This is a genomic window from Verminephrobacter eiseniae EF01-2, assembly GCF_000015565.1.
Classification (GTDB): domain Bacteria; phylum Pseudomonadota; class Gammaproteobacteria; order Burkholderiales; family Burkholderiaceae_C; genus Acidovorax; species Acidovorax eiseniae.
Window position 1 is genome coordinate 2,808,161 of sequence record NC_008786.1, and the last position, 12,419, is coordinate 2,820,579.

13 protein-coding genes and 1 pseudogene are annotated in these 12,419 nt (G+C 61.5%); 13 read left to right on the top strand and 1 reads right to left on the bottom strand.

What is annotated here, in order from left to right:
• The first annotated feature begins 202 nt into the window (after positions 1-202).
• The 6 genes from VEIS_RS12105 to VEIS_RS12130 are packed head-to-tail and all read left to right on the top strand — an operon-like array spanning position 203 to position 4,941.
• A complete protein-coding gene (locus tag VEIS_RS12105) occupies positions 203-625 on the top strand; it encodes a hypothetical protein (protein ID WP_011810222.1) in 423 nt (140 codons plus the stop codon).
• A gap of 42 nt (positions 626-667) precedes the next feature.
• Complete coding sequence (locus VEIS_RS12110; protein ID WP_011810223.1) at positions 668-1,609, top strand: branched-chain amino acid transaminase; 942 nt, start codon at positions 668-670, stop codon at positions 1,607-1,609.
• A 5-nt stretch (positions 1,610-1,614) separates the two neighbouring features.
• Positions 1,615-1,821 (top strand): zinc-finger domain-containing protein, encoded by a 207-nt coding sequence (locus VEIS_RS12115; RefSeq protein ID WP_011810224.1) that lies wholly within the window; start codon positions 1,615-1,617, stop codon positions 1,819-1,821.
• A gap of 3 nt (positions 1,822-1,824) precedes the next feature.
• Complete coding sequence (locus tag VEIS_RS12120) at positions 1,825-2,637, top strand: glycosyltransferase family 2 protein (RefSeq protein ID WP_011810225.1); 813 nt, start codon at positions 1,825-1,827, stop codon at positions 2,635-2,637.
• On the top strand, positions 2,634-3,881 hold the full coding sequence (locus tag VEIS_RS12125; RefSeq protein ID WP_011810226.1) for an O-antigen ligase family protein: 1,248 nt from the start codon (positions 2,634-2,636) through the stop codon (positions 3,879-3,881). Before VEIS_RS12120 ends, VEIS_RS12125 begins: the two co-directional genes overlap by 4 nt.
• 16 nt (positions 3,882-3,897) lie before the next feature.
• Complete coding sequence (locus tag VEIS_RS12130) at positions 3,898-4,941, top strand: glycosyltransferase (protein WP_011810227.1); 1,044 nt, start codon at positions 3,898-3,900, stop codon at positions 4,939-4,941.
• 175 nt (positions 4,942-5,116) lie between these two features.
• On the opposite strand, the gene VEIS_RS12135 is transcribed toward VEIS_RS12130, so the two are convergent.
• On the bottom strand, positions 5,117-6,004 hold the full coding sequence (locus VEIS_RS12135) for an NAD(P)H-dependent flavin oxidoreductase (protein ID WP_232287671.1): 888 nt from the start codon (positions 6,002-6,004) through the stop codon (positions 5,117-5,119).
• Between VEIS_RS12135 and VEIS_RS12140 the strand changes: the two genes are divergently transcribed.
• From VEIS_RS12140 to VEIS_RS31595, 7 genes and pseudogenes are all read left to right on the top strand, one after another.
• Positions 5,999-7,030, top strand: coding sequence for an IS630 family transposase (locus tag VEIS_RS12140; protein ID WP_011810229.1), 1,032 nt, complete (start codon positions 5,999-6,001; stop codon positions 7,028-7,030). The genes VEIS_RS12135 and VEIS_RS12140 overlap by 6 nt on opposite strands.
• A gap of 139 nt (positions 7,031-7,169) precedes the next feature.
• Positions 7,170-9,332 carry a DUF262 domain-containing protein gene (locus VEIS_RS12145; RefSeq protein ID WP_041949990.1) on the top strand — a complete coding sequence of 721 codons (2,163 nt, stop codon included), beginning with the start codon at positions 7,170-7,172 and terminating at the stop codon, positions 9,330-9,332.
• 49 nt (positions 9,333-9,381) lie between these two features.
• Positions 9,382-10,298: pseudogene (locus tag VEIS_RS12150) on the top strand (IS630 family transposase).
• A gap of 92 nt (positions 10,299-10,390) precedes the next feature.
• Entirely contained in the window at positions 10,391-10,639 is a 249-nt protein-coding gene (locus VEIS_RS12155; protein ID WP_011810233.1) for a DUF433 domain-containing protein, read from the top strand.
• Positions 10,636-10,992: a DUF5615 family PIN-like protein gene (locus tag VEIS_RS12160; RefSeq protein ID WP_232287672.1), complete on the top strand. Its 357-nt coding sequence runs from the start codon at positions 10,636-10,638 to the stop codon at positions 10,990-10,992. Before VEIS_RS12155 ends, VEIS_RS12160 begins: the two co-directional genes overlap by 4 nt.
• A gap of 6 nt (positions 10,993-10,998) precedes the next feature.
• Entirely contained in the window at positions 10,999-11,268 is a 270-nt protein-coding gene (locus tag VEIS_RS12165) for a hypothetical protein (protein ID WP_011810235.1), read from the top strand.
• Between the two features lie 52 nt (positions 11,269-11,320).
• Positions 11,321-12,257 (top strand): IS630 family transposase gene (locus tag VEIS_RS31595; RefSeq protein WP_407831819.1). Its coding sequence is split into 2 segments (ribosomal slippage): positions 11,321-11,647 and positions 11,649-12,257, totalling 936 coding nucleotides; the frame shifts between segments, so codons are not numbered across the junction.
• Positions 12,258-12,419 lie beyond the last annotated feature (162 nt).

Genomic DNA, 12,419 nt, shown 5'->3' on the forward strand with positions numbered 1-12,419 from the left:
ATGCACCGTTCTGTATACAAAATCACCGAAATGGGGAATCGGTGCCCGGGCCTGCCCCAAACGGATGCCGGGCGGTCACCGTCGATGCGGCCCGTGCGCTGGCGGGCGTTGCCGGCAGCGCGTTGCGTATCTTTGCCTGCTTGCCTGCTTGCCTGCTTGCCGGTCTGCCGGCGCGGGCGAGGTTCATAAGACAATACCGGCCATGAATTTGCGCAATGTCTTGCTGCCTTTGGCTGCCGTGGGTCTGCCGGGGTTTGGTTTTGCCGCCTATGGCTGGGCCGGTGTGCTGGCCGTGGTCGGCGCGATGGTCATGTGGGGGTTGCTGCATTTCACGCGGCTCGTGGCCGTGATGAAGAAAACCGCCAGGCGCCCGATGGGCTATGTGGGCAGCGCCGTCATGCTCAACGCCCGGCTCCGCAAAGGTGTGGACATGATGCATGTGCTGGCGCTGACGCAGGCGCTGGGGGAGATGTTGTCGGCGGCGGATGCGCAGCCCGAGGTCTATCGCTGGACCGACGCCAGCCAGTCGCATGTGACCTGCGAGTTTCGCCACGGCAAGCTGGTGTCCTGGGTCTTGTTCCGGCCGCAGGACGGCAACGCCAGCCCGCCGCCCGCTGCCCCGTAAAATTGCGCTTTTGCGCCCTGCAAACCCGGCAAAGGAATATCCATGAGCCCCGTAGTTCCCTCGATGGCCGATCGTGACGGCAAGATCTGGATGGACGGCCAGATGGTCGATTGGCGCGATGCCAAGGTCCATGTGCTGACCCACACCCTGCATTACGGCTGCGGCGCCTTCGAGGGCCTGCGCGCCTACAAGACGGCCGACGGCACGACCGCCATCTTCCGCCTGCATGAGCACACCGAGCGGCTGTTCAACAGCACAAAAATCCTGCGCATGCAACTGCCGTTCAGCCGCGATGAGGTGAACCAGGCGCAACGGGCGGTGGTGCGGGAGAACCGGCTCGACGCCTGTTACCTGCGGCCATTGGCTTGGATCGGCTCGCAAAAACTGGGGGTCTCGCCCAAGGGCAACCAGATCCATTTGATGGTGGCGGCCTGGGCCTGGGGCGCCTACCTGGGCGAGGAGGGCATGCGGCGCGGCATCCGCGTCAAGACCAGCAGCTACACGCGCCACCATGTGAACATCACGATGACGCAGGCCAAGGCGGTGAGCAATTACACCAACTCCATCCTGGCCAACATGGAGGCCGTCGATGATGGTTACGACGAGGCGCTGCTGCTCGACAGCACGGGCTTTGTCAGCGAAGGCGCCGGCGAGAATGTGTTCGTGGTCAAGGACGGCGTGATCTACACCCCCGATCTGTCGGCCGGCGCGCTCAATGGCATCACCCGCAACACGGTGTTCCATATCGCCAAGGATCTGGGGCTGGAGATCGTCCCAAAGCGCATCACGCGCGACGAGATCTACATCGCTGACGAGGCTTTCTTCACCGGCACGGCGGCCGAGGTGACGCCGATCCGCGAGCTCGATCGGATAGAGATCGGCAGCGGCAGCCGGGGCCCTGTCACCGAAAAGATCCAGGGCGCTTTCTTTGACATCGTCAACGGCCGCAATGCCCATTACGCCCATTGGCTCACCAAGGTCTGATGCCCATGCCGCAAGCCATCGTTGAACTGCCGGCCCGGGAACTGAACGCGCAGGGCGGCGTTTTTTGCCCCAACCCCCGGGCCGACATGCCGTTGTGGAACAACCACCCCAAGGTGTATCTGGATGTCGCCCGCACGGGCCAGGCCAAGTGCCCTTATTGCGGGACGGTGTACCGCTTGCAGGCCGGCGCGCCTGCGCCTGCCGGGCACTGATCGATGTCCGAGGCCGGCGCAGCGCCGCCGCCCACGTTGACGGTGGCGGTGCTGACCCACAACGAGGCGCACCGCATCGAAGCCTGTCTGCGCAGCGCCGCTTTTGCCGACCAGTTGCTGGTGGTCGACAGCGGCAGCGAGGACGACACCGTGGCCATGGCCCGCGCGCTGGGCGCCGAGGTTCATAGCGCGCCGGACTGGCAGGGCTTTGCCGTGCAGCGCAACCGGCTGCTGGCGCATGCGCGCGGCGACTATGTGTTCTTTCTCGATGCCGATGAGGTGATGACGCCGGATTTTGCGCGCGAGTTGCAGGCCATCGTGCGCTCGGGCGCGCAGGCGGTCTGGAGCATACGCTGGCGCATCGTGGCCTTTGGGCATGAGCTCAGGCGCTTTCGCGCGCAATCGTATATCGAGCGCCTGTTCGTGCGCGCCCTGCTCGAGGAATACACCGGCGTGGTGCACGAGCAGGCCCGTCTGTACCCGCTGCCCGGCGGCGCTGCCGTGCCGCGCCGGCGCATCGAGGCGCGGCTGCTGCATTACTCGCGCACCACGGTGCGGGGCAGCCTGGAAAAGCTCACCCAGTATGCGATGCTCGGGGCGGCCAAGCGCGCCGGGCAGGGCCGGCGGGGCGGCGTGCTGCGCGGCCTGGCCTCGGGGCTGTGGATGTTCTTGCGCCTGTATCTGGTGCGCCTGGGTTTTCTGTGTGGCGGGGCGGGCTTTCTGTACTGCCTGTTCGTGGCGCTGGAGGCTTTTTTTCGCCATGCAGCGCTGTACTACGACCGCGACAGTCTGACGGGGCGGGTGATCCGCCGATGACTGCGCAGCGCTGGTTCGAACGCTGCGCGAACTGCGGCGCTTTCATGCTTGCGGGGCTGGCGCTGTGGCTGCCCTCGGGGTATTCCTACGGCGCGGCCCTGCTGCTGCTCACGGCCGTGGTCAGCGCCCCGTGGTGGTGCCGCAGTCCTGCGCCGCGTGCCGCATGGTGGCTGGCGCTGGTGTTTGCCTGCATGGCGGTGCTGTGGATGCTCGACATGGACGCCACCGGGGACTGGGGCAGCATGGATCGGCCGCTCAAGTATCTGCTGGCATTGCCGTGCATCTTCTGTCTGATGCGCTTTGCGCCGCATGCCTCCTGCCTGTGGACCGGGATTGCGCTGGGGGCCGCCGGCGGCGGGCTGATAGGGTTGTACCAGACGCAGTGGCAGGGCTTGTCGCGTGCCAATGGCTTTACCAACGCGATTCAGTACGGCGACCTGAGCCTGCTGCTGGCGCTGATGAGCGGGCTGCTGCTGCTGGTGCAATACCGGCGCTGGCAGCCGTGGCAGCGCTGGCTGCTGGCGCTCGCCGTGCTGCTGGGCGGGGTCGGCTCCGCGCTCTCCCAGTCCCGTGGGGGGTGGCTGGCGCTGGTGCTGGTGCTGCCGGTGTCGGCCTGGCTGCTGGCGCGCACGATAGGGCCGCGGCGCGTGTGCTGGGGCCTGTGCGCATTGCTGCTGGGGGTCGTCGTATTGGCGCAGATGCCAGTGGTCGGGCAGCGTTTCGACCAGGCGCGCCAGGAGGTGCAGACTTACCGCGAAATGGGCGATGACAGCAGTTCGGTCGGGCAGCGGCTGGCCCATTGGCGCCTGGCCTGGGAAATGGGGCGCGAGCGCCCGTTGACCGGCTGGGGCCGAACCGGCTACATGCAAGAAAAAGTGCGCCGCGTGGCGGCCGGGCTGGTCCGCCCCAGCGTGCTGACGTTCGGCCATGTGCACAATGAGGTGCTGGACCTGTTCGTCAAGCGCGGTATCTTCGGCGTGCTGCTGCTGCTGCTGTTTTATGGCACTGCGCTGGCGCTGTTTTGGCCCACGGCGGCGCGCATCCGCGATGCAGCGGGAAAGATCGACAAGGAGGCGCTGTCGCTGTGTCTGGTGGGGGTTTCGATGCCGCTGTCATACATCGGCTTTGGTTTTACGCAGGTTTTTCTGGCCCACAACAGCGGCAACATGTTCTACCTGTTCATGTGCCCGCTGGTGCTGGCCGCGTTGCAGCGGCGGCGCAGCGGCGGCCCAGGCCCCTCTTGACGACAGGGTTTTTTCGATGCACATCCTGCTGGCCAACAACTCGCCCATCCCCGTTTATGGCTATGGCGGCACCGAGCGCGTGATCTGGGACCTGGGCAAGGCGCTGGTGCAGCAAGGCCACCGCGTGAGCTATCTGGTGCCCCAAGGGTCGCACTGCGACTTTGCGCAGTTGCGGCTGCTCCAGCCCGATGTGCCGTGGGAGGAGCAGATTCCGGCCTCGGTAGACATCACGCATTTCCAGTTCAACCCGCGCACCGATGTCGACCGCCCCTATCTGGTGACCGAGCATGGCAACGCGCGCAAGCCCCGGCCGCTGCCGCGCAACACGGTGTTCCTCTCGCGCGACCATGCGGCGCGCCATGGCTCGACCGAGTTCGTGTACAACGGGCTCGACTGGGACAGCTACGGCCCGGTGGACTTTGGCCGCCCGCGCCCGCAGTACCACTTTCTGGGCAAGGCCGCCTGGGGGGTGAAGAACCTGCGCGGGGCCATCCGCGTGGCCCATCTGGCCGGTGTCGAGTTGGAGGTTCTGGGCGGCAAGCGCCTGAACTTTCACCGGGGTCTGCGCTGGACGCTGTCGCGCCGGGTCCACTTTCACGGCATGGTCGGCGGCCCGCGCAAGATGGACTTGCTCAACGCCTCGCGCGGGCTGATCTTTCCGGTGCGCTGGCACGAGCCTTTCGGGCTGGCCGTGATCGAAAGCCTGTACTTCGGCTGCCCGGTGTTTGCCACGCCCTATGGCGCGTTGCCCGAACTGGTGCCAGCGCATTGCGGCGTGCTGTCGACCCAGGCCGCCGTGCTGGCCGAGGCGGTGCGCAACAACCGCTTCGACCGGCGCGCCTGCCAGGCGCATGTGCTGGAGCAGTTCGGCGCGCAACGCATGGCGCGCGACTATCTGCGCATGTACGAGCGCGTGCTGGCCGGCGAGACCATCAACGCCCGGCCCCCCATCATCGAGGACCCGTCGCGCGCGCTGCCCTGGAGCAACCTCGGCGCAGCGCGCTCCGGGTGGTTGTCTGCGGGGGCGATCGAGCTCGGGCTCTGGCGCTTTTTCCATTAGCGCTGGTGACGCGTCACCGATCAGATGTCGCAGGCTGCGCGCAGCCATCGGAGCGCAGCGCAAGGCGCATAGCGCGGCCCATACCGAGATGTATTGGCAAGCGATGCAACGCTGCGATGCGCTTCGATGGCCAGCGCAGACCGACAGATGATCAGTGACGCGACACCAGGCGCGATCAACGCAGCAGCGCGCGCGCCTGCCGGTCGATGCGCGTAATCAGCCCGGCAGCGCCTGGCAGGTCATGCACCAGACCCACGACCTCGCCCACGGTGGCATGCGCTGCGCCGTAGTCGCCGGCCTGCACGCCGGCCTCGTACACCGCCCGCGCCGCATCGGGCGCGGCGCGCAGCGCGTCGATCTGCGCCTCCCAGTGCCTGTGCAGCGCGTTGCGAATCGCGCGAAAGTCATAAGGCGCAGGCCAGTCCTTGCGCCGCAGGATGTCAAACACCGGGCTGCGGGCCGTGCCGTCACCGTCGGTTTGCAGCGCCAGTTCCTTGGCGCCCTGCGCCGCCAGGCTCTCGGCCGTGGCCCACAGGCGCGAGCCGAGCAGCGCGCCATCGGCGCCCAGCATCAGGGCCGCCGCCAGGCCGCGCCCATCGCCAATGCCGCCTGCGGCCAGCAGCAGCGTCTCGGGCGCATGGGCGGCGAGCCAGTCGGCGAACTCCGGCACCAAGGTCATCGTGGCCCGGCCATCGAGCGCGTTCATGCCGTGGCCTCCGGCCTCGGCGCCCTGGGCCACGATCACCTGCGCGCCCGCTTGCACGGCCTGGGGCAATGGCTCCAGGCGCTGCACCTGGCAGATCAGCGCGGCGCCGCTGCGCCGTATGCGCGCTGCATAGGGGCCCGGATCGCCAAACGACAGCAGCACGGCCCGGGGGCGTTGCGCGGGCGCCAAGTCGAGCAGCCAGTCCAGCGCCGAGGCGTCCTCGTCGAGTTTCCATGTGATGAAGCCGCAGCCGATACGGCCCGTTTCTGCCGCTTGCAGCGCCAACCCGTATTCGCGCCGGGTCCAGGCTAGTCCACCGCACCATTGAAACAACACCCCGTTTGTGGTTAAATGCAACGCATGGGAAAAATGAATCTGACCGACGCCGAGCGAGACAAATTGCTGACTGCCACGCGTAGCCGCACGGCGCGCGTGGCGGACGTGCGCAGGGCCAAGCTGATCCTCATGCTCGAAGAGGGTCAGTCGCGCGACACCATCATGCAAAGGCTCGAATGCGACTCGCGTTTCATCTCCCGCTGGTCCAGCCGCTTTCTCAGCGAGCGCCTGGCGGGCATGTACGCCCGGCATCCGGGACGCGCGCCCAAGCAGCCACCGGCCAAACTGGAGGCGCGGGTGCTCAACTACACGCTCAGGCGCAAGCCGAGCGATGGCTCCACGCACTGGAGCAGCTACAAGCTGTCGGCTGAACTTGGCGACGTATCCGTTTCTGCGGTTCAGCGCATCTGGCGCAAGCACAACGTGCGAGCGCAAAGACTGGATCGACACATGGTGTCCAACGACCCGGACTTCGAGACCAAGGCGGCCGATGTGATCGGGCTGTACCTCAATCCACCGGCGCACGCCGTGGTGTTCTGCGTCGATGAGAAGACCGCCATCCAGGCACTCGATCGCAAGGACCGGATGCTTCCGTTGTCGCCAGGGCGTGCCGAGAGCCACGGATTCGAGTACAAGAGAAACGGCACACTGAGCTTGTTCGCGGCGCTGAACACCGCCACCGGCCAGGTGCTGGGCAAGACCGCGGCGCGCCACACCAGCGAGCAATTCGTCGCCTTCCTTACCGACATCGTCGCCAGCCAGTGCCAGCGGCAGGAGATCCATGTCATCTGCGACAACGTCAGCAGCCACAAGAGCCAGCGCGTGCGGGACTTCCTTGTACGGCACGGCAACGTGCGCATGCACTTCACACCCACGTACTCGTCGTGGCTGAACCAGGTGGAGAACTGGTTCTCGCGCATTGAGCGTGATGTCATAACCCGCGGCGTATTTACCTCGGTGAAGGACTTGGGGCGAAAGCTGATGCGCTACATCCGCGAACACAACAAGAATCCCAAGCCCATCAAGTGGAAGTACGACGATCCATGAAGGCGCATTCGACAGGTGCTTATTCAATGATGCAGTGAACTAGGCCATGTGGTGTCGAGGAGCCCGGCATTGGAATTGCGCGCGGCAGGCCCCAGCAACCAGTTCGTCGCGCTGCGCGCCACTATTTGAGGGACACAAGATGAGCATCAAGTACGACTCCAAACGTGAGCCGCTGGCCGAGATCATCAAGAAGGCCACCATCAATGCGACCTACGTCATCCCGGACCTTCAGCGCCCGTACGTCTGGAGTCCTCGGCAAGTCACCATGCTCGTTGACTCACTGTTCCGAGGCTGGCCGTTTGGTTCATTGCTGCTGTGGGAGGTGAAACCGGATTGCTTTGAAGCCAACGAAGGGATCCCACACCGCCCATTCTGGCAAGTTGTGGATCGCACCGGGAATGACAATGGCTCGCAGAACTCAGCACTCGGGCAACCCGCTACCTACCAAATGGTCTTGGATGGTCAGCAACGCGTCCAGAGTCTGATCCTCGCGTTGGGTGGCGATCAATGGGGTTTCCAGTTGCTGGATTCGGAGTGGGCGCTGGACCTCCAAGATCGCAGAGTAAAGCCAAGCAACCACTGGTCCAAGGCGTCGATGTGCATCGATCTGCAGAAGTTCACTGGCGAGCTGAAAGCAAAGAACGACATCGTTCGCAAGATTGAGGCCGGCAAGATCCTGGAGTGGGCAATTCTCGACTCAGTCACCGGACAGTCCGTCGAGTCGCGTCCCGCCAACTATGTGTACCCCCTGGAAACCGCAAAAGGCAATCCCGGTCGATTCATCCGCCTATCCAGATTTTGGGACCTGGTTCAGAAGGATCTTTCCGAGCGTGAGTACAAGAAGCTCTTGGAGCCAATGCTCAAGGAGCACGGGGTGAGTGACGCCGGTCGCCTTGATCTCTTGGACTCACTGGCGGAGTTCATGAAGGTGGTCGAAAACGTCAAGATCAACAGCTTTGTTCCCGCGCTTCAGATCGAGTCCTTCGAGTTGACACCGCAATGGAGCAAGGACGACTACAGCGACGCGATCGTCAACATCTTCACGCGACTGGACACGGCAGGCCGCACGTTGACCCGCGAGGAAATTACCCTGGCTTGGCTTAAAGTGGGATGGTTGCCGGAGAAGGCCGACAACAAGACTGCCGGGCAGTGCCTTGAGGAACTGAGAACGGCGCTTGGCGATCGCGGCTTTCGCATCGAGACTGATGAGATCGTTCGTCTCATTTCATTTGTCTGGGCCGTCGAGTGTCGTGGCGGAACTCTTCTCGATTCGAAGGACTTGCTCAAGGGGGAAATCGTTCGATCCATGGCCGCGTCCGTCGCCGCTACTTGGACGAAGTTGAAGCCGCGAGTCGAAAGCTGCGCGGACTTGATCAAGGAGCGGGATCTGCTTGAGAACCAAGGTTCATTCAATGCGATCATCGTTTACCTGACTTGGTATCGTCTTGCGTTCGACCGATTCGATGCTGTTGCCGGCAGCGTTTCTGTGATTGAGAGAGATAGTCTCGAAAAACAACTCAATCTGCGCGCCGCGCAGTTCTTGGACCGTTGGGTGTTCGGATCACAGTGGGCCAATGTGTGGGGTGACGGTGCTGTACTGAACTTCCAGAACTTTGCAACGGAACTGAACACCATTTTCGGCAAGCTTAAGACTGCGCAAGCATCCGGACTCATTGCCGCTGTTGACGACGGCATCAATCAGATGATGGCACGTGTTTCGACGAAGGCCGTCGAGCAGATCAACAACGTGCTTGTTCGATATCGACATCGTGTTCATGCGTACCACCCATTCCTTTGGGTTTGGCATCGCCTGGAGGATGACCGCTGGAAGAACTCTTCCATTCAAATGCGCACGGGTTGCAAACAAACCAGGCTCGAAGTCGACCACACGGTGGCCGACGCTTGGTGGGCGCGCTTGGTTGAACAGCAAATCAAGGCGAAGCTGGCCACTTTCGTTGGCACTGATGAGGAAAAGACACTGATTGCCCCGGACGACTTCGAGTCGCGTGACGACGCGATTGCGTTCATCAACCTGCTGGGCAATTGTTCCCTGTTGGACAAGTCGTTCAACATTTCCAAGAGCGATGAATCAATGCGCCACTTCCTGCAACAGGTCCACGAGTTCAAGGATGGCAAGGTGCAGATGACCGACTGGGAGGCTGCTCTCGCGCTCACCCCCACATTGACCTTGCCTGACGGATCGACCTTTGCGGACATCAAAATGACCATCCGTACACGCGATGCCTTGATTCGGAAGGACTTGATCGAGTTCATTGGAGGGCAGAAGCACCGGGTGGACTAGTGGACCATAACGTTTAAATAGATAGTAAATTACCTCCTTGGAGGACACGATGAACTTGATCGAAGCCGAAATCGTGGAACTGCGGCAGCAAGCCAATGGAAGGGCCGTTCGGGCGGATTTGGCGCGTCGTGCGCGTCTGATCTTGCTGCTTGCCGAGGGACTGACCTGGAGCGCCATCAGGGCCAAGCTCGATTGCAATGACAGCTACATTGCTCTCTGGAGCAAGCGCTTTGCCGCTGACCGTTTGGCAGGCTTGTTTTCTCGCCATGCCGGTCGCCAGCGCTAATCTGGGCCAAGCACGGACTCAAACCGCATCGGCTCGAAGGCTATCTCGCCTCCAACGATCCGGACTTTGAAACCAAGGCAGCCGATGTCATCGGCTTGTATCTGAACCCGCCGCAGCATGCGGCCGTCTTCAGCGTCGACGAGAAGACGGCGATTCAGGCGCTCGATCGCAAAAACCCGGTGCTGCCGCTCACGCCGGGACGTGCCGAGCGTCATGGCTTTGAGTACTTCAGGCATGGAACGCTCTCGCTGTACGCCGCCTTCAATACCAAGACTGGTGAAGTGCTGGGCAAGACCGCCACGCGGCATACCTCGTCCGAGTTCGTCGCCTTCCTCGCCGACATCGTGGCCCATCAGCCGCGCGGCAAGGAAATTCACGTCATCGTCGACAACCTCTCGGCACACAAGACGAAGCTGGTTGACGCGTTCCTCCGTGAGCATCCGAACCTGCGTATGCACTTCACGCCGACCTACTCGTCATGGCTCAACCAGGTTGAACTGTGGTTCGCCAAGATTGAGCGCGACGTGATCGCTCGCGGCGTATTCACCTCGGTACCCGATCTCAAGAGAAAGCTCATGCGCTACATCCGCAAGTACGACGAGCAACCCAAGTCCGTGAAGTGGAAGTACTTTGATCCAACTTGGAAAATTACTACTGATTCAATCATTACAGTCCACTAGACGGTACGGTATCATGGTCAGGTCTTTTCGGGCATTCGAAATTATTTTCTCGAACCGATATCATGCAACGAGTTTCGATAAGGAACAGCAACATGGATCAACTCAATCGCATCACCCAACAGCCCGAGGTCATGGGTGGCAAGGCGTGCATCCGCGGAATGCGCGTCACGGTCGGCATGGTCGTGGGCCAGATCGGCGCAGGTCGCAGCGCCGACGAAATCCTGACCGACTTCCCCTACCTGGAGCGCGACGACATCATGCAGGCGCTTCGCTACGCGGCATGGCGCGCCGATGAACGCGAGGTCATGCTGGCCACAGCATCAAGCTGTTGGTTGATATGAACCTGTCGCCCCGTTGGGTCGATGTGCTGGCCGATGCAGGAATCGAGGCGACACACTGGTCCGCGGTCGGAGCTTTCAACGCCCAGGACTCAGAAATCATGGCCTATGCCAGTGCGAACAACTGCGTGGGGCTCACGCACGATCTGGATTTCGGCGCGATCCTCGCTGCCACCCACGGTGAAAAGCCGAGCGTGGTGCAGATTCGCGCGGAGGATGTCAGTCCGGACGCGATCGGCAAGCAAATCGTCATTGCCCTGCGACAAATGGCTTCCGAACTTGAAGAAGGTGCGTTGCTCACGGTCGATCCGAACCGCACGCGCTTGCGCCTGCTGCCATTGCAACCGAGGGGATGAGGGACGATGAGCATCTTCGAGCAACTCAATACAGCAGGCGGTGATCGAGCGGCCGGATTCTGGCGTCGTACTGAGGGATGGGCGCAGGAGGAACGCCCCTTGCGGGTCGTGCGAAAGATCGTGATCGATGGATCGACCGACCTGGTGCTCTGCCGTGGCAGCGCTGCACGCATGCTGGTGGCCAGCGAGGACCCGGAATGGCTCAGCCGCATCCACACCAATGTCGTCGGCGACAAACTGCGTATCGAGCAAGACCCTAGAGCATCTTTGACTTAAAACCAAACAATTCATGATATGATGCGGCGTCTTTTTTCTGAAGGAGTATGCAATGCAAGCGTATTCGCAGGATTTGCGAGATAGGGTGCTGAAGGCGATAGAACAAGGAGATCGTCCTACCGATATTACCAAGCGTTTTGAAGTCAGTCGAGTATGGGTGTACCAAGTCAAGACGCGTCTTGAAGAAGGTATTCGACATAGTTTCCAGATTGGCGGGCATCGGAAATCTTGCCTTGCTCCAGTGGAGCCTATGTTGCGGGAATGGATTAAAGACAGAGCGGATTTGACACTGCGCGAGATGTGCGAACGGCTGGCTGAACATCGGATAACGATCAAAGCCCCAGCCCTATGGCACCAACTGAATAAATGGGGTTTGAGCTTTAAAAAAAACTCTGCACGCCAGCGAGCAAGAGCGTAAGGATGTGCAAGCGGATCGGGTTGCATGGAAGGAAAGCCAGCCAGCACTTGACGCAACAAAGCTTGTGTTCCTTGATGAGACGGGCACATCCACCAACATGACCCGCACACGAGGCCGTTCGCCGAAGGGACAGCGTTGCATAGCCAGTGTTCCACATGGTCACCGGAAAATCACCACCTTCATTGCCGGCTTGCGGGTGAACGCCGTGACCGCCCCAATGGTCTTGAATGGCCCTATGGATGGCGAAGCATTCCCGGCCTATATACAGCAATTTCTGTGTCCTACGCTGCACCCTGGTGATATCGTGATCGCTGATAATTTGTCCAGCCATAAAGTCTCTGGTGTGCGTGAGGCCATTGAGGGGGTTGGTGCAACATTGCGTTATCTTCCGCCTTACTCACCAGATTTGAACCCTATCGAAAAATTCTTTTCCAAACTGAAAGCCCTGCTCAGGAAAGCTGAACAGCGTACTGTCGATGGACTTTGGAATACCATCGGGCACCTGCTTGATTGTTTTACACCACAGAAATTATCCAACTACTTTTCATTTTCTGGATATGTTTCTACTTAAATCAAAAATGCTCTAGTTTATTCATTTCATGTCCTCCAATCAATCTTTGAATGCCTGGCCTGCAAGCGCCAGTGGTGCTTTCCTCCGCATACACGCCACTTTTACCGCCTTTACACCCTGCGCCTGAACAATGGCGTGGATTTATCACACCACCGCCACCCG